The 20375-nt window shown below is 44.5% G+C and carries 16 protein-coding genes and 1 pseudogene; 10 read left to right on the top strand and 7 right to left on the bottom strand.

Annotation, left to right across the window (positions count from 1 at the left end; all coding sequences use genetic code 11):
* Positions 1-174: 174 nt before the first annotated feature.
* Positions 175-645, bottom strand: coding sequence for an Lrp/AsnC family transcriptional regulator (locus HLM86_RS12385; protein WP_076590358.1), 471 nt, complete (start codon positions 643-645; stop codon positions 175-177).
* Positions 646-793: 148 nt separating this feature from the next.
* Here HLM86_RS12385 and HLM86_RS12390 point away from each other — a divergent pair, with 148 nt between their 5' ends.
* Positions 794-1768 carry a hypothetical protein gene (locus HLM86_RS12390; RefSeq protein WP_076590365.1) on the top strand — a complete coding sequence of 325 codons (975 nt, stop codon included), beginning with the start codon at positions 794-796 and terminating at the stop codon, positions 1766-1768.
* A gap of 14 nt (positions 1769-1782) precedes the next feature.
* Here HLM86_RS12390 and HLM86_RS12395 read toward each other — a convergent pair whose 3' ends face one another.
* Entirely contained in the window at positions 1783-3345 is a 1563-nt protein-coding gene (locus tag HLM86_RS12395) for a methyl-accepting chemotaxis protein (RefSeq protein ID WP_170883007.1), read from the bottom strand.
* A 181-nt stretch (positions 3346-3526) separates the two neighbouring features.
* On the opposite strand from HLM86_RS12395, the gene HLM86_RS12400 reads away from it, so the two are divergent.
* The 3 genes from HLM86_RS12400 (at position 3527) to HLM86_RS12410 (ending at position 6798) form a co-directional block, all read left to right on the top strand.
* Positions 3527-5116 (top strand): sensor domain-containing diguanylate cyclase, encoded by a 1590-nt coding sequence (locus tag HLM86_RS12400; RefSeq protein WP_217702178.1) that lies wholly within the window; start codon positions 3527-3529, stop codon positions 5114-5116.
* 321 nt (positions 5117-5437) lie between these two features.
* Positions 5438-5620 (top strand): hypothetical protein, encoded by a 183-nt coding sequence (locus HLM86_RS12405; RefSeq protein WP_076590356.1) that lies wholly within the window; start codon positions 5438-5440, stop codon positions 5618-5620.
* Positions 5611-6798: a YcaO-like family protein gene (locus tag HLM86_RS12410; protein ID WP_170883009.1), complete on the top strand. Its 1188-nt coding sequence runs from the start codon at positions 5611-5613 to the stop codon at positions 6796-6798. Before HLM86_RS12405 ends, HLM86_RS12410 begins: the two co-directional genes overlap by 10 nt.
* A gap of 29 nt (positions 6799-6827) precedes the next feature.
* Here HLM86_RS12410 and HLM86_RS12415 read toward each other — a convergent pair whose 3' ends face one another.
* The gene (locus HLM86_RS12415) at positions 6828-7142 is read right to left on the bottom strand and encodes a YkgJ family cysteine cluster protein (RefSeq protein ID WP_076590354.1); all 315 of its coding nucleotides are present in this window, start codon (positions 7140-7142) and stop codon (positions 6828-6830) included.
* Positions 7143-7178: 36 nt separating this feature from the next.
* Positions 7179-7586 carry a GNAT family N-acetyltransferase gene (locus HLM86_RS12420; protein ID WP_170883011.1) on the bottom strand — a complete coding sequence of 136 codons (408 nt, stop codon included), beginning with the start codon at positions 7584-7586 and terminating at the stop codon, positions 7179-7181.
* A gap of 684 nt (positions 7587-8270) precedes the next feature.
* On the opposite strand from HLM86_RS12420, the gene ylqF reads away from it, so the two are divergent.
* The 3 genes from ylqF (at position 8271) to HLM86_RS12435 (ending at position 11754) form a co-directional block, all read left to right on the top strand.
* Positions 8271-9215, top strand: a complete 945-nt coding sequence (gene ylqF, locus HLM86_RS12425; protein WP_076590352.1) for a ribosome biogenesis GTPase YlqF — start codon at positions 8271-8273, stop codon at positions 9213-9215.
* Between the two features lie 115 nt (positions 9216-9330).
* Complete coding sequence (locus tag HLM86_RS12430; protein WP_076590351.1) at positions 9331-10302, top strand: CobW family GTP-binding protein; 972 nt, start codon at positions 9331-9333, stop codon at positions 10300-10302.
* A 477-nt stretch (positions 10303-10779) separates the two neighbouring features.
* Positions 10780-11754 (top strand): TDT family transporter, encoded by a 975-nt coding sequence (locus tag HLM86_RS12435; RefSeq protein WP_407077023.1) that lies wholly within the window; start codon positions 10780-10782, stop codon positions 11752-11754.
* A gap of 81 nt (positions 11755-11835) precedes the next feature.
* Here the strand turns inward: HLM86_RS12435 and HLM86_RS12440 are convergent, their stop codons facing one another.
* From HLM86_RS12440 to HLM86_RS12450, 3 genes are all read right to left on the bottom strand, one after another.
* On the bottom strand, positions 11836-14877 hold the full coding sequence (locus HLM86_RS12440; protein WP_170883013.1) for an AAA family ATPase: 3042 nt from the start codon (positions 14875-14877) through the stop codon (positions 11836-11838).
* A 14-nt stretch (positions 14878-14891) separates the two neighbouring features.
* Entirely contained in the window at positions 14892-16028 is a 1137-nt protein-coding gene (locus HLM86_RS12445; RefSeq protein WP_170883014.1) for an exonuclease SbcCD subunit D, read from the bottom strand.
* 115 nt (positions 16029-16143) lie between these two features.
* On the bottom strand, positions 16144-17235 hold the full coding sequence (locus HLM86_RS12450; RefSeq protein ID WP_076590363.1) for a ketoacyl-ACP synthase III: 1092 nt from the start codon (positions 17233-17235) through the stop codon (positions 16144-16146).
* Between the two features lie 171 nt (positions 17236-17406).
* Here HLM86_RS12450 and trxC point away from each other — a divergent pair.
* From trxC to HLM86_RS12465, 3 genes and pseudogenes are all read left to right on the top strand, one after another.
* Positions 17407-17839: pseudogene (trxC, locus tag HLM86_RS12455) on the top strand (thioredoxin TrxC).
* Positions 17840-17998: 159 nt separating this feature from the next.
* Positions 17999-18436: a DUF4174 domain-containing protein gene (locus HLM86_RS12460; protein ID WP_076590346.1), complete on the top strand. Its 438-nt coding sequence runs from the start codon at positions 17999-18001 to the stop codon at positions 18434-18436.
* Positions 18437-19036: 600 nt separating this feature from the next.
* The gene (locus HLM86_RS12465; protein WP_076590345.1) at positions 19037-20266 is read left to right on the top strand and encodes an alpha-xenorhabdolysin family binary toxin subunit A; all 1230 of its coding nucleotides are present in this window, start codon (positions 19037-19039) and stop codon (positions 20264-20266) included.
* Positions 20267-20375 lie beyond the last annotated feature (109 nt).

Below are 20375 nucleotides of genomic sequence, written 5' to 3' on the forward strand. Positions count from 1 at the left end.
TGGCTTCGGTGGCAAGATCATTGGGATGACGACCTTTGGTGAGTCTGCACCTGCGGGTGAGCTGTTTGAGATGTTTGGTTTCACTACCGAGAACGTCGTCAAGACAGCCAAAACGTTATTGGCTTAACTCCCTCACAGTGACAATATCAACGCCCCGCCCTGCGCGGGGCTTTTTTATGGGAGCTCTTCGACATTCACTTGAGTACTGAACTTAACGGTTTTTGTCGAGACTGAGGTCTGAAATTTTCGAATATTCTTGTCTTGATGCAGCACGCGTTCAATAAACTTTTCGTACGAACGAATATCCGCGACACTGATCACCAACATAAAATCATAGCCCCCTGTGATTTGATAACACTGGGTCACTTCAGGGGCCTGCATTATCGATTGACGGAATACGCTATAAATATCCCCTCTATCTCGTTCCATTTCTACCGAAACAATCAAAGTAATTTTATTACCCACCAACTCAGAGTTAATAATCGATACATCACCGACGATGATGTTGGCCTCTCTCAACCTCTTAACCCGTTTAAAACAAGCAGGCGCCGATAAGCCGACTTCTGCCGCCAGATCGACATTCGCAATCCGATTATTTTCCTGTAGAAGCGTTAAAATTCGCCTGTCTAATCGGTCAATATCCATAATTTCTTAACAACCTTAAATTTAGAAATTTATTAAAAATAAACCATAAAAAAGAAATAATTCATATTATATAAACCATATTATCAATCCATATTTCTTTCAATTGCAATAGTATTCTTTGTATCATTTGACTCATTCAATGCTAAATATGAAACAACTAGCCTCTATCCTTCGCCCACTGGTTAAACAGATCTTTGAGGTGACTTGGACCCTTTACAAAATTATGATCCCTGTGCTTATCGTTATGAAATTCATTGACGAGGTTGGCGGCATTACACTACTTAGCCAGTGGATAAGCCCTGTGATGAATGTGATTGGCCTACCCGACGAAATGGGCTTGGTATGGGCAACCACACTTCTCACCAATATGTATGCGGGATTACTGATCTTTATGAGCACCAGCAGTGAACTCAGCGTCGCCCAAGTCTCGGTTTTGGGCTCACTGATGTTACTGGCTCATTCGCTTCCCATTGAGGTAGCCGTCGCCAAGCGCGCCGGAGTCAGTATTTTAATGACCTTGTTAATCAGAGTAGGCGGAGGTTTGCTATTTGCTTGGATACTTCACCTCATCTATCAATCCAACGGCCTTCTTACCGCGGAAGCTCAGATATTATGGAGTCCCGAACCCCAAATTGAACAAACCTATCTTCAATGGTTCAGCTCTCAAGTGAAGAACTTGCTTATGGTTTTCGTGATCATTGCACTGTTGCTCTCATCACTCACATTGCTAAAGCTATTGGGGATTGAAAAGCTGATGGCCGTGGCCCTTAGACCCATACTGTCGATCCTTGGGATAAGCCGAGAAGCCACCAACATGACTATTGTTGGCATCACTTTGGGCATTTCATTTGGTGGCGGTTTACTGATCAATGAAGCGGAGAAAGGGCATATTCCAGCACGTGATGTCTTTACCGCTGTGATGCTGCTTAATCTATTGCATAGCCTGATTGAAGATACGATACTGATTTTACTGATTGGTGCCGACTTTATTACAATATTTTGGGGAAGGATTTTATTCGCTTTCGCTATCGTTGCCTTAATGTCGTTATTACTCAGGTTTTGCAATGAGTCTACGTGTCAACGCTACTTCTACACCAAGGTTCACGAAAGAAAGCCCTGCTAACGCAGGGCACTTTGTTATTTTTCTTCAAATCGCTGGGCTAACTGGTAGAACTCGTTGACCTGACTACGTAACTCTTGTGAATGTTCATTCACTAAATGGGTTGCAGCTAGGTTTTGTTCAGACGCCGAGGCAATAGAATGGATGTGTTGATTCACATTACCTGAGAGTTGACGTTGTCTGTTCGCAGACTCTTCAACTTTCGCCATTAAGGTGTTCATTGATTGCATCATAGATTCAACCTCAGACAAACGTTGAGCACTTTCTTTGGCAACCTCACCACACGCGTCCGTTTGTTCTCGGTTAGTGATGATGTCTTTCTGCCAACCGACGATGGTATTCAGCATGGTTTCAATACTTTCTTTAATCTGGACCGTGGCATGGGATGTTCTCCCTGATAAGGCACGTACTTCATCGGCAACAACCGCAAATCCACGCCCTTGCTCCCCCGCTCGCGCAGCTTCGATAGCAGCATTGAGTGCCAGCAAATTGGTTTGTTCCGCGATACCACCAATTTCTTCCATCATCTGGTTAACTTTCTCAGCTTGTTCACTGAGTTGATAAGTTGTGTTGGTTGCCTGTTCGGCCTGAAGGCTCAGCTTGTCCAGATTCTCATGGGTTTGATCAATACTCTCTTTCGCCAGCAGACAAGTTTTTAGGGTAACATCGATCAAATCATGGGCTTCATGGGTACTGGACGACACTTCATTTGCCGACGCTTCAACCTCTTCTGTTGCCTCTCGAACCTGACGGATATCTCGAGTTTGCTGCTCCAACGCCTCTGTCACTTGCAACGTCGCCGCACTAAAGCCGTCAGACAGATCCTGCAGCGGTTTCGCCGAATCCGTCATGCGCCCTAACACTGTGCGGATCCTAGCCGACAATAACTTGAGATGAAAATCGGCTATAGAGAACGGACCACGACCAGAATAGATTAGACGGCTAATGCTATCGTACTTAGCGTGAAGCCTCTTGAGCTGTTTCGGCGTTGTTATCATTTCTTGATTGAACAGTAAGCCAATCGCAGCAGCCGGCATAACACTCAAGATCCAATGGTAAATGGCGGGAAGGACAAGAAGATTCGCCACCACAGGTGCACTCAATGCGGCCAACAGCAGAGCATAGCGCAAGGGATCATTGATCCCCAACGACCACTTCTGGCCGGATTTTTCTGCCTTAACTAGTGATTGATATGCTCTTTCCGCCACATTCACCCATTCTCTCTTAGGCTGAACGCGAACAGATTGATAACCTGTCATTTTACCTTGGTCATAAATAGGCGTCACATAGGCATCGACCCAATAATAACCACCCGATTTGGTTCGATTTTTGACAATGCCTCGCCAAGCCTGACCTTTTTTTAAGTGACTCCACATATCTGCAAACGCCGCTTTAGGCATCGTGTTATGCCGTACGATATTGTGGTTCTGGCCTATAAGTTCCTCTTGTGTAAACTCAGCAATTCGACAAAAAGCCTCATTGCTGTAGGTGATCACACCATGGAGATCGGTCGTCGATACCAACTGTTCATTGGTTTCAATTAGGGTTTCACGTTCTGACGAAGTTTGTATCGCTGTCATGAGGTAAGCTTTTCGTTATTGTTTAACACGGAAATATAAACAATAACTAAACATATGACAAAATATTAAACTTGTACCATGTAACATTTTTTGGATTGTTTGTATTTATTTTTGTTTTATACACAATAACTTCGGACAGATCACAGTACTAGGCCCATTTATTCGCTAGCCGAGACGAAAAATGATCTCTACAATAGTGCTCTATTTTTGTCCAATTTACTTTATTTTAGGTTATCAAACGTTAGTGTACCCGCTTAGAAACTTTAGTCTCAGACAGCTTACGATTCTCGTCTCTCTCTCGGTCGTGATGCTTTTCCTGCTTCTTTACTTCGCATTCAAGGCGCTTTGGAGCCATGATATTGCTCTCACGATATCAAAAAATCGCCAACAGTTTGAAGTCGAGCGTGTCAAAACTGTACTTAAGATGGAAGCCCTAGAGCTAAGAGCTTCACTCGAAGACTACGCGGCTTGGACAACGTTAGCGAACTACGTGGAACATCCAAATAACCGATTTATTGAAGAAAGTATTGGACCACATGCGTTTCAATCCAAGTTTGTCGACAGTATTGTGATTCTCGATAAACACTTAAATGTACAATGGGACGGCTCTCTAGATCATAGTCAAGTGACATCGAACCAGAACATTCTGTCGTTGCAAGATCCGGACGTCGTTCAACGTCTGATTTACAATGTAAAGCATTCTGCCAATTCAAGTATCAACTCCTATCTTGAGTATACCGCCGACCAAGGCAACGCTTATATGGTGACATCAGCACCTATTTGCTTAAGTGATGGCAAAAACTGTAACTTCGGGTACCTCATTTTTATCCGTAAGATACGTCAGAGCTTTATCGCTGAGATAGAGGCAGCGACTGGGGTCACCATTCATATTATACCAACGTCGGAACACGCCCACCTCGATAACGAAAACAAAGATAATGTGACCCTTATTCACAAGAACGACTTTCTCGATCAAGACAAGGTAGTCATTGAAATTATTCACAATGAACAATTGCCTAACTTTCTCACTTGCTCAGAAGCTAGCGTACTGACGTTTTTCTCGTTGATTATGTTTTTTTTAAACTTGCTGGTCGTGTCTCGGTTAATCAAACCGCTTACACAAGCCCAGCAAGAGCTGCGTCAATTTCAGAAATCTGGTGACAGGCTACCGAACGAAGCGTCTTTTATTTCCAAAGAGATGAGAAGTTTTGCCCGAGATATCAATAATTTAATTAATGAACTTGAAGAAAAACGTTCCATTTTAAAAAAGCAGTCGACCCTTGACCCCCTCACTGGCATTGCGAATAGAAGACATTTGTACGAAACCGCAAATCATTTCATTAACCAGTTAAAGTATCGCCATGTCAGCGTCGTGTTGATTGACGTTGACCACTTTAAACAGTACAACGATCATTACGGTCATATTGCGGGGGATGCCGTACTAAAACAAGTAACACAAGCACTCAGCGAGGTTGAAACTGACTACGAACACCTTGTTTGCCGTTATGGCGGCGAGGAATTCTGTATTCTCCTTGCTAGCGATGTCAAACCTGACCTCGATGACTATGTGAATCGTTTGATCCTCGCGGTGAGAGGGAAGGCCATTGAACATGCCTATTCCTCAACAAGCGATACCGTGACCATTAGTGCTGGGGCCAGTTACAAGCCAAGCGCCTCTTACGATTGCTTGTCTGGTTTGTTCCAGCTTGCCGATGAAGCGCTATATCAAGCAAAAAATAATGGCCGAGACCGTTATAATCTCGCTGTGTGACTTTGACCGCTAAGCGCTCCCCTGATTATCTAACCAGCACGGGCTTGTCCATTGTGAAGCTCCGTCTCGCTAAGAGGGCCACGTAAACGTCGTTTGTTTACACCCAATAGCCCACTGCTAACGAGCGCTTATAACTCAATGTATGTCCGCACATTTTCCGTTTCCTTCTCCTCCACCGAGGCGCCGTTTCAACATCAACGCTCATTACAGTGATATTATTTATCCATAAATTATATGGCATTTCATTTTGTTTAATATTTACCTCCGTTTCTTTCCATGCTTTCATTTGCTTCATGTTTAATCGGATTCGGAAGGTCTGAAATGCATATCCAATGCTTTGAAACAACGAAAGAAAATGATGCCCGCGCCGTAGATGTCGACGTCGGTAAGGCTTCATTCAACCAACCCCCCCTTTCAGATTCCCACTATGGAAATAGTAAAGAGCGAGAATTTCGCACCTTTCTTATCATGGGAAAATATGAAAGGGATAGCCAATGCACTTAACAGAAATAGAAAGAGAAATTAGCCATCTTGAGGCCGTCGCCAATATCAAACATTGGTTTTCACATCATGATGTGAGCAATGCGCTTTCTCCACCAGATATGACGATAAAGCCTAGACTCGACCCTGCTGAAGCGGTCGAGGATGTTCTAACTCTGTTTGCTGGTAAAGGCTCTTGGGCTGAAGCGGACGTCTACTTTGAGGTCTTCAAACATTTATTATTAGAAGCACAGTTTATCTCTTCGGACAGCACCATTCTTCCATTAAGGAGTTGGATCAAATCAGCAGAGCTACACCCTGATTGCCTTTTTAGTCAGATACTTCAGGAATATGATGACGGCCCGCTGCAATACTGGCGTTACAAATCACTGTACACCTTTGACACCTTCCTTATCCCTGAAGTTTTGGTCAACCCGTTTCACTCACCGCCTCTGATCAAGACTGAAGCCTTCGATTTCCTTGAAAATTACAATTCACACTGTGGGTGGGCGGCAGGATCAACATTCAGAGAAGCACTGTTACACGGCGCAAACCAAATTATCGAGCAGCATTATATTAGCCAAATGTACAAACAATACATCGACTTTTCAGAGTATTCTGGTGAGTTTTATATGATCGACTTACCGGATGAAACCAAATCCAACTACTTTGATTCTGTTGTAAATGTTGAATCTTTGGACGTGGTTATGTGCGAAACAACCTTCGGTTCCTATTTTTGTTTTTGTTCAGTTCAATCACCACTTAGCCCAATGACATTTCGCGCGAGTAGCGTTTCTTACGACAAACGACATGCCGTAAATAAAGCCTTGTCTCGACTCGAAAAAAAATTGGCTCATTTTGATGGCAATGCGCTCAGTCAAGATCTCAAAGCCTTAAACTTACTCACCAAACACGAACGTCTGAGGCCAATCATCACACTGGCAAGAATGGACAGGCTGCCCACCCTAAACTTTACTGATTTGGCTTACTCATCCAGTGCAAGCGAGAGTGCCACTTTTAACTCGTTTGATCGCCACTTCTATAAACTCAGAAATGGTTTAGAAAGTCATGGCTATGATCTCTTGTTCAATACGGCTTTTCAACACGGTGATCTCTGGTTAGTGTCAACCTACATACCCGGTTTAGAGAGGTTTAATCAGATTGACAAAGGAAAATGGGTTGTTCCTTTGGGTCAGCGTTAAACCCAATAACTGGGTTAACGACGCTGACACTATTTGTTTGCGTGCATTGGACGTTCTAGAAATTGCTCTCTTTGTTCTACACAATCATAAGAACCCATTTCAAATTCGCGGCAAATCCATGGTCGGTTCTCATAAATGGTACAGAGATAAGTATCTCGATCCATGGCGGAGCACCAACCATCTTCCAACCTCAGCATGGTCTCCCCACCCCATTGATCAAGAGCAATGTGTTGTTCAGGTACACCAGTATCTGAAATAATCATCACTTCGAGGCGACAGCAACATGCCTGACAGTTAGAGCAGGCCACCTCTGGAGCAGTATCCGTTTTGATTGGTATATTCATAAGAACCTATGGGCAGAGTCAATCGACCACTATACCTTAGTTCGGGTTGAATTTCTTGGTCATGCCCTGACTTGACGGTGACACCAACCGATAACCCAACTTCTGATAGAAATTGGGGACATCTGCAATCATCGACACATACGACCCTTGAAGGGTAACAGAGGACAGGTAGTGGTCAATATGCATCATCACATCTCTTCCCAAACCCTGACCTTGATAGCTAGGATCAACAGCGATATCAACGACCTCGAAGTTACAACCTCCATCGCCGACTACTCGCCCCATGGCGATTAACTGCCCTCTATCTCGAATTGAAATGGCATATAATGAATTCGGTAAGCCAATACTGGCCGCCTGTAAGGATTTGGCGGACAAGCCAGCTCTGACCCTCATATAGCAATATTCTTCAGCACTTGGCACATTGTGTTCAACCGTGTATTCCATTGTTTATCCTCTGTTTGGTATCCACAAAAGAGAATACACCAAATAACTGTATATAAAAACAGTACTCCAAGGCAGCCAAACCCATTAGGGCTTAACAGGGCCTTTCTCAAACTGTTTCAAATGATCTCTTATCTCATTCCATGGCGCTTTAGACTCCGTAACCACATGAAAAGTCGGTTCATGTGTCGGAATGTCACTAAGATCCCAGCCAAATATTATGCTGCCCAATTGGCGCTTTCTCGAAAACAAACGTGACCCACAGTTACGACAAAATGTCAGATCAGTGTCTTCACTTTTCGATAAATCAACACACATTCTTAACCGGAAATAAAACGAAAATCGGCCGAGTTTATCCCTCCCACAGAAGAATAATCAGACCCTGTAAATTGACGACATTCAGAGCAATGACCATTGCCCAGATACTCAAAATCGTCTGGGCCTCTATTTTCACTTTTTGACACAGACACGAGCCGCTCAACACTCTCATAAAAGCGCCTCTTGAGTGAATAAAGTTCTGCGCAATCGTTATGAGTTTGCGCCAGTCAATGATAAAATCCCAATCATTATAAACTTCTGTTGATGATGGCACCAAGCGGTTTAATTGACTGCTCTACAATGTAGACAGAGTGTCGTTCAACCGGTACCTCACAGAAGTAATCATGACATTAAAAGGCAATATTCTCGATGGTTAATAATACAATTCAATGGTTTCCGGGTCATATGCATAAAGCCCGTAAAGAAATCGAAGAAGCCATTCCTCAAGTTGATGTGATTATTGAAGTCCTCGATGCCCGGATTCCCTTTAGCAGTGAAAACCCGATGATTTCTGAACTGCGAGGAAATAAGCCGGTTGTCAAAGTTCTCAATAAGCGCGATTTGGCCGACCCTGAGCTGACGCAACTCTGGATAGATCATCTCGAACAAGAGAACAATGTCAAAGCGATGGCCATCACCACCTCTAATATTCAAGAGGTGAACAAAATACTGGATCTGTGCCGTAAACTTGCGCCACATCGAGAAGAAGTGGGTAAGAATATACGGACCATGATCATGGGGATACCCAATGTAGGTAAATCAACGATCATAAATACTCTAGCGGGGCGCAGTGTCGCTCAAACGGGAAATCAACCTGCCGTAACTCGCCGCCAACAACGCATTAATCTACAAAACGGCATTGTACTGTCAGACACTCCGGGCATCTTATGGCCGAAAGTAGAGAACCCTCACAGTGGATTTCGTCTCGCCGCCACGGGCGCGGTCAAAGATACCGCAATGGAATACGATGAAGTCGCCTTCTATACCGTCGAATATCTTGCACTCGCCTACCCTGAACGATTAAAGGATCGCTATCAAATTGATGAGTTGCCTACCAGTGATATTGAACTTATGGAAGAAATCGGTCGTCGTCGTGGTGCACTTCGTGCCGGCGGTCGGGTTGATTTGCACAAGTGTTCTGAGATCTTACTTCACGAACTTCGTAACGGGACACTAGGACAAATTACCTTAGAGCGTCCAGAAATGATCTCGCAGGAATTGGTCGAAGTCGAAATTGAAGCCGTGCGCAAAGCAGAGCAAAAGGTCAAGAAAAAAGAAGAGCGTCGTAAACGCTATTTGAAAAATAAACGTTAAACTGCCGCTATGGCCATCACATGCTGGTATGTGTTGGCCTCTAAGCACCATACTGTTAACCAAGCAAAGACGTTGAGTATGGCCTTGTCCTAATATCATAAAGGTGGGTATCACAATGAAAGTCCCTACGAATATCATCACGGGTTTCCTAGGAACGGGCAAAACCACGGCCATTCTCAACTTACTGAAGACCAAACCTCACAATGAAAATTGGGCTGTTCTCGTTAACGAATTCGGTGAGATAGGTATCGACGGTGCGCTGTTAAATGATCATGGCGCGCTCATTAAACAAGTCCCCGGGGGGTGCATGTGCTGCGCCGCTGGCGTCCCGCTGTCAGTCGCGGTCACCGCCTTACTTCGCACTCAACCTGATCGGTTACTTGTCGAGCCCACAGGGTTAGGTCATGCCCATAAAATGGTCGCAACATTAACATCATCACAGTTTAGTCATGTCATTGATCTCAGGGCGACTATCGGACTGGTCGACCCAAGATACCTGTCCCAGTCTAAGTACATGGACAATCAAAACTTTAACGACCAACTGGCGATTTCAGATGTTGTGGTGGGTAACAAGGTCGATCAATGTCTCGCGAGTGATATCGAAATCTTCAATGATTGGGTCGCTAACCAGCAACCCGCCAAGATTTACAGTCAGCTGGTAAAACAAGGGAAATTTCCGATAGAGCTGCTGGACAACCCGAGGCTCGCGCAAGTTCCCCTAACCCACATCGAACCCCACCATCATAAAGCCGAATCCTCACCCTTGGCGCTGGATCCAAATCAAATCATCTTGCGTAAAGAAAACAAAGGACAAGGATACTTTAGTTGTGGTTGGCTATTTAGTGCAAAGGTTATGTTTGGTTTCGATGCACTGTTTTCAATGTTGTCCGATATCACTGCCGATAGAGTAAAAGGCGTGATGAAAACGGAACGAGGTTACTATGAATTCAACCTCTGTGAGGGGGTAATGTCTGTCAACGAAATGGCCATTACGGACAGTGAAAGTCGTATTGAAGTGATTGATAAACAGCCGCTACCTTGGGATCAACTTGAAGATGTATTGAAACGCATTGCTGGTTTAGACTGACATAACAAAGGCGCACCTTTCAGTGCGCCTCATCCCTCGTACTCAATCGTGAGCTTGCGGATCACAAAGTCTGATTTTGCTGAGTGACCATTTTGCGAGGATTCAACAATGTACTATGATTCCATCCAAATTGTAGGTAAGGCTCACTGTTCTCCATTCGGTCGATTCGATCTGCCTTACTCTTTAACTATGGTTCAAAGTCACTCGAGTTCAAGTCAATAAATGTGATCTTGACCTAACATTGGAAGTTTAAATACGCATCCATCACTCAACCTCCCTTTTATGATACTGCCACCTTGATAAGACACTGATTGATCGTTATTGACAAAAATAATGATGCACAGTTAAAAAATTGAGACGACAAAACAAATGGCCTTTCGCTTGATAATTAAATGTCAATTGCGCCGCCACTCAATGACTTGCTATCATCAACCTTCAACCGGTCACAGTGGCAGGTAATCAACAAGGATGACGTACTTGAACTGGCGACGTTTTATACAATTTCAGAGTGTGCCTCCGGCCCAGTCAGCACTGGCGCTGGGTATGATAGGCTTGGGGCAGGCGTGGGCACTTTATATCCCAGAAATTGGCGTGTTATTAAGACCCTATATGGCCGCTGCTGGCGCGCTATTACTCTTTCCTGTACTGATGAGATATCTCACAAACTTCAATCGTTTTATGAGCGATATTCGCGATCCTCTGAGTGGCAGTCTAATGGCACCAATGAGCATGGCGCTCCTCATTTTATCGGATTACTTGGCCGTGGTCTCACCAATCATTGCCTACCCACTTTGGTTTGTTGCTCTGTGTTTACATCTCATTATGATGGCGATGTTTTTTTATTTTCAAATCATAAAATTTAAAATATCAAATATTGTTCCGAGTTGGTTCCTTTACCCCGTTGGCCTCATTAGCAGCTCATTGGCTGGAACCAAATTTGGCCACACAGTCTTTTCGGAAACTCTGGTCAATACCTGTATCACCATCTATTTCTTTATGTTGCCTCTGGTTCTATATCGGCTGATGTTTGAAGGCATATTGCCACGCCGCGCCCGCCCAACACTGGCGATAATGGCCGCGCCGATTAATCTGACTCTTGCCAGCTACCTAGTAAACTTTCCTCAACCAGACCCCATTTTAACTGGTGCGTTAGCCGGCATCGCCATCACGATGACGTTGCTCATCTACCTGTGTTACTTTCGGCTGCTGCGGCTTAAGTTTCAACCCTCAATTGCCGCGGTCACTTTTCCTTCTGTGATCAGTGCCATTGCGATGCACCGACTGACCGTTTTTTTTGAACACCAGTACCCTCAATGGTATTGGCTCCACAATTTCGGTTTTTTTGAGCTCAGCATTGCGACTGCCCTCGTCTTTTGGGTGTGTCTGGGCTACCTCAAAATGTACTGGCCTGAAATATTGGTTGCGCCGAAAAGTCACGATAAGAGGGGTTAGCGCCAGACGCTCTCTTGTTTATGGTTGTCACACACAGACACAAAAGAGCAAATGATCAGGCATGTTTTTTAATATCCCCGTCTACGCCGGAGTCAGCGTCACTTTGCTGCCTTGCCGACTCGGCACGACATCAATTCTTAGTGACAATTGTTCTTTGAGTTCACTGATGTGGGAGATAAGTCCAATCATTCGACCCGCTTGCTGCAAATCAATCAGCGTTTGAATCGCGAGATCGAGCGATTCCGGGTCAAGGCTGCCAAACCCTTCATCAATGAACAAGGTTTCAAGACGAATACCGCCACTGTATGACTGAACAACATCAGACAAACCTAATGCCAAAGCGAGGGCCGCCATAAAGGACTCCCCCCCAGACAGTGTCGCAACATCACGGGTTTTCCCTGTATAACCATCTTCGACACTCAGATCCAGACCTCGCCCCGCAACGCCTTTAAATCCTTCCGTCTTACGTACCAGTTGGTATCGTCCCTTGCTCATGAGCCGCAAGCGCTGTGATGCTTGAATCAAAACATCATCCAGAAGCACGCCTAAAACAAAGCGATGTAGACTCACTCTACTGCCCGTTTTCCCACTGGCTACATCATATAAGGTGCCGTAAACTTTATATTGCGCTTCGAGTTGCGTATTTTTTTGATGTAATTGTGTAATATCTTCGCGCACTTTTTCAATACGTTGGTGAAGAGAGCGAATACCGTCTAACGACGTCCGACATTGCTGATAATGTTGGTCAGCCTCATCTAACTTAACCTGCCATTGCTCGAGATCGGGAATGTGTGCATTCTTGAGCTGTTCAGTCAAATCTGACACGGTTTGTTCCAGTCTTGCTGCCATGTGCTCATACTCCGTAACCGCCTTTTGCCAATGCTCAATTTGTTGTTCGTCGGTCATGGCCGTTAAGTAATGCCGCTCTGACGAAAACTCACTGTTTTCAAGACATTGTAACCAAACATTGTGCTCGAATTGCTGCTGCTCACGCGCTTGCGTTAGGAGTTGTTTATTGGTATTGAATTGGCTTTCTAACTTGGTCATCTCCAGCGCCATTTGTTGCGCCGATTGCTGTGCATTCTCTAGAGCGAGCGTTAGTGTTTCAATTGAAGACTGAAGGTTTTTGTATTGCTGTTTAACCACACTGATGGACGAGAACTGAGGATCAATACTACGACTCAATTTTTCACACTGCTGAATATGAATGTTCAACGCCGAATCGTTGGCAGACATGGTTTCTTTCAACTGATTGATCTTTATTTCACCCATGCTGCATCGTTTATTCAGTTCAAGGACCGACTGTTCCATTTTGAGTAAATCGATCAAAGACAGCTGGTGCAATCTTTCACGCTGAACGCTTAACCTCTGCTCAACCGTCAAACAACCTTCGCTCACAGCATCACTAAGTTCATGATTTAACTCATGGATAAGCTGACGGTTCTGATCCTGTCGAATTCTGTGCTGTTCAAGTAAACTCTTGTATTGATTGTAGTCATCGAACGCCAAGCGTTCTTCCTGCCTAGCAAGCTGAACCGTATCTTTTGAGACATCATCACCAAACGTTTGTGCCGGTGAGGGGTGTTCCTGACTACCGCAAACGGGACAAGGCTGCTTATGTTTGAGTTTTTGTGCCAACACCGACGCCTGAGTATTGTGCCAGCACAATTCCAATTCATCGGCACGTTGCTGCTTGGCCTTGAGCGCTTGATGAGCCGTATCAACCTGAGTTTGCTTATCACGGATTTGGTGGTCAAGAAGAGTGGCTTCCGCTTGCAGAGCACTGAGTTTTTTCAGGTCAGATAAGAGTCGCTGATTTTTCTCTATTTCCGCCTCTAACAGCACTTTTTCAGCAAGATCTTTGCGGGCTTGCTCCAATGCGTGAGTCTCTTTTTCCGCCTCACGCACCAGATTGCCTTTGAGTTCAGTATAGTGAGTAAGCGTTGCCTGATCCTTGTCCTTCTGGACGCGTTGCGTTTGAATGGCGGCTTCTAACTCCGCTTTATCCGCCAACTGACCCTTGATTTGATCCAACTGGAACAACTGTTGGTTGAGTTGAGGACGCTGATCAGCGTTGTTTTTTGCCTTGTCCAACATCCGTTGTTGGTGGTCTAAACCCCGCCGAGTATCTTGTTTTTCAATACTGATGACGGAAAGCTTATCTTCAAACTCTTTGACCTGTGCATTCGCCGCTTGCCAGTTTTTGTAAGGTAACTCCAGTTTATTGGCCTGCAATGCGAGGTTGAGCTTATCCTTGTAGTCAATAACTTGAAACCGGTTATCCTGATGTTGTTTTAGGCACCGCTCCGCTTCGTCGAGTTTGCTAAACTGCTCAGCCAGCCTCTTTGCATTTTGAAACTCAGCCTTGATACTGTTCAGCATTTCCAACTTAATGTGTTCTTGTTCCTGAGCCACAGTGAACTCACGATTCAAGGCAACTTGCCGCTGAATCAATGCTGTTTCAGTCTCGACTTCAGCAACCTGCAGTGCCCCTCGGATTTGATGATCAAATTCCTCTTTCGCTTTGATGATCGAACCCGCTTTATCTTTCAGCGCATACTCAATTTTTTTATAGACATCCGTTTGGAATAACTGGCCAAATATCGCTTCCCGATCTTTGGAACTGGCCAATAGTAACTCTCTAAATTTACCTTGCGGGAGGACCATCACTTGCCTGAACTGGCTTTCGTTTAAGCCTAATAAAGCCGTGACCTCCGTTTTGACCTCCGCCGTTTTGCTGGTTAAAAGGCGCGCTTCTTGGGAAACATCGTACAGCGACGCGGTGTGTTTACGTGTTGTCATTCCCTCCCCTCGTGATTTCGGGGCTTGTTGTTCAGGTGAACGAATAACACGATAGCGTTTATCTTTAAGTCCAAACTCCAGTTCAACTTCCGTTAATAACTGTTCCGCCGCCTGATCACATCGCATTTGTATGCCTTGGCGTTCATTACTCGTGGTTTCTCCGTACAACGCATAACAAATGGCATCAAGAATGGACGTTTTTCCAGATCCTGTCGGACCATTAATCAGGAATAAAGGGTGACTGCCGAGAAGGGTAAAATCAATGTCTTCTTTGGTGGCAAAAGGACCAAACGCTTGCATGGTCAATTTCATCGGTTTCATGGCGTACCCTTATGCTAATCCGTTTTTTGGTGGAGTTGCTTGATAATATCGATGACGGCCTTATTCTGAGCGTCATCAAGCTCGCTCTCTTGCGCCTCCAGAAAAAAATCACGAAACATATCCACTTCACTTCTGGCCAGTTTTGTTGATGCCATCTGCTGATCAACACCAATAAGCATACCCGGCTTCTCTAGATGAAGTACATTAGGGTAAACCGAGCGCAATTTCTCCATTGGGTTAAGAATGGCGTGTTTATCCATCAAACGTACCAGAAGGTAATCTTCTTTTCGCTCATCGATTTCACCACCTTGTAGTATCTGGTCTAACGTCCCTTCAAGAATGCGCATTTGATGCGGGGCGACCAAATCAATATGGGTCGCAGATTTAAACCCTTTCTTGTCCAATTCAACCAGAGTCATGCCCTTTTTTTGATGCTGCTCCGAAAAACTGTATTTCATCAAGGATCCTGAATAGCGAATGTAATCCTCGCCCTTTTTCTGTGGTTGATGAAGGTGTCCAAGCGCAACATAATCGAAGTCCAAAAAGTGTTCGTGACTCACCCGATCAGAGCCGCCAACGGAGAGGGGGCGTTCAGAGTCGGACTCTATCGCACCATCAACGAAACAATGGCTAATGAGGACATTCTTATGCTCGGGTTTAAAGGCTTGTTTAATTTCCGATGCCAGTAGTTTATGGGCCTCATCATGCGTGGTGACATGTTGTGCAAAATGGTGACGAACAGACTCAGGATCGTTATAGGGCATACCGTAAAAAGCCACCGGCCCTATGTCACTGTCCATCACGACAGGCTGACACATATGATGAAAGCCCGACAGGATATGCAGGCCTGAACCCTTCATCTGCTCAGAACCAAAGCCTAAACGCTCAGCCCCATCGTGATTGCCAGGTATCATGATCATGGGGACCTTCAAGTCACCACATACTCGAATCACGAACTGATTCATCAACTCTATCGCTGCAGTCGGTGGCACTGAACGATCGTAAATATCCCCAGCCACCACCAGCGCATCGACCTCATTTGACGCGATATAGTCAGCGAGTTGTTTGAGTACGAGCTTTTGATCATCGATCAAAGATACATTATGGAATTGACGGCCTAAATGCCAGTCTGAGGTGTGAAGAAACTTCATGTTAGGGCTACATTGTTATCATCATTCAGTCGAATGATATTACCACTCTGGATGGCACACTATCCAGAATGGACTTAAGAATAAAAGGTTTACTGACCGCTAAAAACGGGGCGCGTTAAGAATAACGGGTGTGTTTCTGACAAAAAGCAATCGCTCGGTCAAGCAACTCTAGTGCCGACAATTCACTGGCTGGCAAAGCACGATCACTTTGTCCCAGAGGCGTGACTCGTTGACCCCACTTGATGTGCCCAGCCCCCCAAGTTAACCCCGCCCCAAAAGCCGCCAGCAGTAGGTTATCTCCCGGCTTAACAAAACCCTGTTCTAACGCTTCACAAAGCGCAATAGGAACGGTTGCTGCGGACGTATTCCCATACTTATGGATATTAACGAACGCTTTATCCTGACTGATGCCTGAGATGTCACACAAGGTCTGGATAATACGAATATTGGCTTGGTGAGGAATCACCACATCAATGTCATCAGTGGACAGTTGGCTGCGTGATAATACGCTTTGGGCCGCCGCTCCCATCCCTTTTACCGCACGCTTGAAAATCTCTTTGCCAACAAAGTCAAAGGGCCAATATCCGTTATCTGCGGCAAAGCGGTCCATTGAGGTGCCAAACTTGGGCACCGCTAGGATATCCCTTCCCTTAGAATCACAACCGATTTGTGCCTGATGCAAACCTGTCGGGTTTTCTGTTTTACTCAACACCACCGCACCGGCACCATCACCAAATAACACCGCGGTGTCACGCATTGTCCAGTCAATGAAAAACGACAGCCGTTCTGCCCCAATCACCAGCGCTTTTTGGTAATTCCCTGCCTGAATCATGCGTGTGGCAGTTTCAAGGCTATAAATAAACCCCGTACAAGCCGCATTCAAGTCAAAGGCCGTTGTTCCATCCATTTCAAGATTTTGTGATACCTTCGAAGCCGTATTGGGTATCATAGAGTCCGACGAGCAAGTGGCCACAATCAACAAATCGATGTCTTTAGCTTCAATACCTGCACACGCTAAAGCGTGCTGTGCGGCAACGGTCGCTAAGTCAGAGGTGTTGACATGACTGATCCTTCTGTTTTCAATCCCCGTGCGAGATCGGATCCAATCATCTGTGGTATCCAAAAAGGTACTTAAATCATGATTGGAAAGAGTCGTCGGTGGCAGGCATTTACCCCAACCTATAATTTCTGCATAGAATCTTGTCATTAGTTGCCTTTTTTCACTGATCGAAGACCAAAGCTCACTGGAAAGATTGTGGCTTTTTTCTGAGATAACGTCCATTTTGCTTTCTGAGTATACAGAGCGACTATCTGTGATGTCATCTCTAAGATAAAATAGCCTTCACATTTATTTATAAAACAAAGATGAGAGGCCCTTATGACCACATTTAATACGCGATGCCCATCATGCTCCGGTGTCAACCGTGTTCCTATAAAGAGAGCTTCAGAAACGCCAAAATGCGGCAAGTGCCAATCTCCGCTGCTCGATAATGGCCCCATCGAAGGCACGCTGCAGAATTTCGATGCCATTTTGGAGTAAGCAACCCGTTGTGGTCGATTTTTGGGCATCCTGGTGCAATCCATGCGTTGGTTTCGCTCCGATATTCTCTGACGTGTCCCATGAACGAAGGCATCAAATCAGATTTGTAAAAGTGGATACCGAGAACCAGCAAGCGCTCGCAGCTAAATACCAAATCAGAAGCTTACCAACCCTTATGATATTTGAAGAGGGCAAAAGAATAGATTCAGTCAGCGGAGCTTTACCCAAAGGTCAATTTGAGCAATGGCTCAATCAAGCGATAAACAAGTAACTTACGCCAACGAGAAACACCCCACAATCCTACACACCAAGTTGACCTCTTAACGGGCATCGCAACAGATGCCCTTCTCCTACTGAGCGAACCTTCTACACTTAACGTAGAACAGGCATAGACGTATTCATTTTTTACGGTGGTAACTGGAGAATAAGCATGCGCTACTTATTGCTAGTCGGACTCCTAATACAAAGCATTGGCTGGTCGTGGGGATTCCCGACTTATATGACTAATGGCACACACCGCAGCGTCATTTATTTCGCTCCGACCAATGATGAACATGTCCAACGTTTTCTTCTTGAAACACTCATCAATGAATGTGAGTTAACCGATAGAGATGTCATCACTCTTGTTGTTACTCAGGATGGCTTTACCATACCCACTTGGCTGAAACGCGAGTTCGATCTGACGCACATGTTTCACAACTATAGAATTGAACCCGACAAACATACGGCTATTTTGATTGGTAAAGATGGCGCAGAGAAACTGCGTTGGGGGAAAAAAACCAACTGGGAGTTTATTAAAGAGACGATAGATTTAATGCCAATGCGCCGAGCTGAAATGGCACAAAGAACCAGTCCTTGCTCGGCGTAAAGAAGCGTGTTTGCCCCTTTTCTTTTGTATTCCCCACCGGCCTAAAGTGGGCTTAAAAACCCTATTATCTATACGATATTGTCTCAATCAAGATTAAAAACGATCGCCACTTTAATAAAACGTTCACGTTTATCGAATACACTATTTTTCATATTGTCACTAGATTTGGTTATTAAATCAATTTAATAACCTCAACGCAATGACCTTAATTTTAATAGGGTAAAAGTGTCGTTGAAACGCCCGTTCAGATTGATAAAGCGTTGAGTATAAAGTAAAAATATATTCATCATTAAAAAGTAAAAATTACAAACTTAATCCTTAAAAAACCTTTCTAAATTAACAATTAACAGTTGATTAACATTATCTAATTTAAATATCACTAAACTAATGCGAACACAAAACGATCAGAAAGTTATCTTCATTGTGATCAGAAACACATTAATGTCAGTTTCATTGCTATAAATTCATACAAAACAACACGGGAAAATGAACACTAATTAATATTATATAACTCAAAGACAAAACGGCTTAATTAAGACAATCACCCAATAATAAATATAGTAAATCCTCTGGATTAAAAAACTATAAATAGGTAGTAGAATGAAAAACATAAAAAAACCCATCATTTTTTCAACACTTTGTCTAAGTTTACTTGCTGCAGGGGTACAGGCTTCAACGTCAAGTCAAGCACTCAACACGGCTGAACAGCAGATTGATCCCATCACTTATCAGACCATTATTGGCGAAAATAGCGCCTTTATTGACTTGGATACCAACGAGTTTATCCTCAATCAAAAAGAATGGTTTCAGATTCAAACTTATGTTGAGGGCGCTCTTTCACTGCCGACAACTGAAGCAAGCATGAAATCCGCCTTCGATATCGCTGATGATATTCCCTTCTCTAATTTCAGAGCGCTCGCTGAACAGTACACCAGCGTGCGCAACAATGCTTTTTACTGGAAAGAAGATTTGTATCCGTCTATCGTTGGATTGGCGTTATCACTGTCAAATTACAACGACATCCAAAAGTTTATGATTCAGCCGCTGAGTGACGCATTGAATACCATTTTTGCGAAAGCATTTTCGCCGCTTCCTGCCGATGTTCAAGAGGTAGAACGCGCACGCCAACTCGCCATTGCCTATCTGGGTGCGCTTAAAAACTTCTCGGTGCAAAACCAGCAGAAAGTCGAGCAAGCCAGCGAGAATTTATTGACCTTTTCAGCCACGTTGGAGGAACAAAAACTGCAACTGGATGTGCTAAAAAATACCCATAGCGGTTATCTCGAAGATGATGGCAGCGAGTTGCAACAAAGAGTCAATGATTTGAACAATCGGATTTCACAGCTTAACGAAGATTACAGTCATTATGTCACTGTTGCGGCCACTGCGGTGACCTATGCGTGGTTCCCGCTTGTCGCTGTACCCATCATGGGGATTTATGGCGACAAAGCAGAAAAAGCAAGAAAGCTAAGAAATCAACTTTCAGATGAAGCCAAAATTTTGGAAGCTCAGTTGTCTACCACACAGAAAGTCTATAACTCTTACAAACGTTCAACCGACAGCATTCACTTAATTTCCGATAAAATTGCTACGGCCATTCCCTACGTCAATAAGCTGAAACTCCATTGGCAAAAGATGAATACGGACTTTGACTCTCTCATTATTGCACTCGAAGCAGCAGAGAGCAGCGCCCAAATTCTCCAGTCCAGTACGTTCAGAGCCGCCGCCGAAGCCATGGCCAATACCGCGGTCGCCGAGCAAAACTGGCACAACATCAGCGAAAAAGCCAAAACCTTCGCCAATAACGCTTATATAGAAAAAGCTGAATAGTCCATTCAGTCAATACCGTTTCGGGGCTGTCCCCACCATGACCTTCCCTCACCCGCATCCTGTGCTGGGTGTGGGAAAGGCTACCCTAAATCTGTACTGAGTAGCCAAG

Source organism: Vibrio ostreicida (assembly GCF_013074385.2).
GTDB classification, from domain to species: Bacteria; Pseudomonadota; Gammaproteobacteria; order Enterobacterales; family Vibrionaceae; genus Vibrio; species Vibrio ostreicida.

Bases quoted from the DNA above. Each gene is read 5' to 3' on its own strand.
- ylqF (WP_076590352.1), top strand. From the start codon at position 8,271: ATGGTTAATAATACAATTCAATGGTTTCCGGGTCATATGCATAAAGCC.
- HLM86_RS12430 (WP_076590351.1), top strand. From the start codon at position 9,331: ATGAAAGTCCCTACGAATATCATCACGGGTTTCCTAGGAACGGGCAAA.
- HLM86_RS12385 (WP_076590358.1), bottom strand. From the start codon at position 645: ATGGATATTGACCGATTAGACAGGCGAATTTTAACGCTTCTACAGGAA.
- HLM86_RS12400 (WP_217702178.1), top strand. From the start codon at position 3,527: ATGATCTCTACAATAGTGCTCTATTTTTGTCCAATTTACTTTATTTTA.
- HLM86_RS12450 (WP_076590363.1), bottom strand. From the start codon at position 17,235: ATGACAAGATTCTATGCAGAAATTATAGGTTGGGGTAAATGCCTGCCA.
- HLM86_RS12445 (WP_170883014.1), bottom strand. From the start codon at position 16,028: ATGAAGTTTCTTCACACCTCAGACTGGCATTTAGGCCGTCAATTCCAT.
- HLM86_RS12415 (WP_076590354.1), bottom strand. From the start codon at position 7,142: ATGAATATACCAATCAAAACGGATACTGCTCCAGAGGTGGCCTGCTCT.
- HLM86_RS12465 (WP_076590345.1), top strand. From the start codon at position 19,037: ATGAAAAACATAAAAAAACCCATCATTTTTTCAACACTTTGTCTAAGT.
- HLM86_RS12405 (WP_076590356.1), top strand. From the start codon at position 5,438: ATGCATATCCAATGCTTTGAAACAACGAAAGAAAATGATGCCCGCGCC.
- HLM86_RS12395 (WP_170883007.1), bottom strand. From the start codon at position 3,345: ATGACAGCGATACAAACTTCGTCAGAACGTGAAACCCTAATTGAAACC.
- HLM86_RS12410 (WP_170883009.1), top strand. From the start codon at position 5,611: ATGCACTTAACAGAAATAGAAAGAGAAATTAGCCATCTTGAGGCCGTC.
- HLM86_RS12390 (WP_076590365.1), top strand. From the start codon at position 794: ATGAAACAACTAGCCTCTATCCTTCGCCCACTGGTTAAACAGATCTTT.
- HLM86_RS12460 (WP_076590346.1), top strand. From the start codon at position 17,999: ATGCGCTACTTATTGCTAGTCGGACTCCTAATACAAAGCATTGGCTGG.
- HLM86_RS12440 (WP_170883013.1), bottom strand. From the start codon at position 14,877: ATGAAACCGATGAAATTGACCATGCAAGCGTTTGGTCCTTTTGCCACC.
- HLM86_RS12420 (WP_170883011.1), bottom strand. From the start codon at position 7,586: ATGGAATACACGGTTGAACACAATGTGCCAAGTGCTGAAGAATATTGC.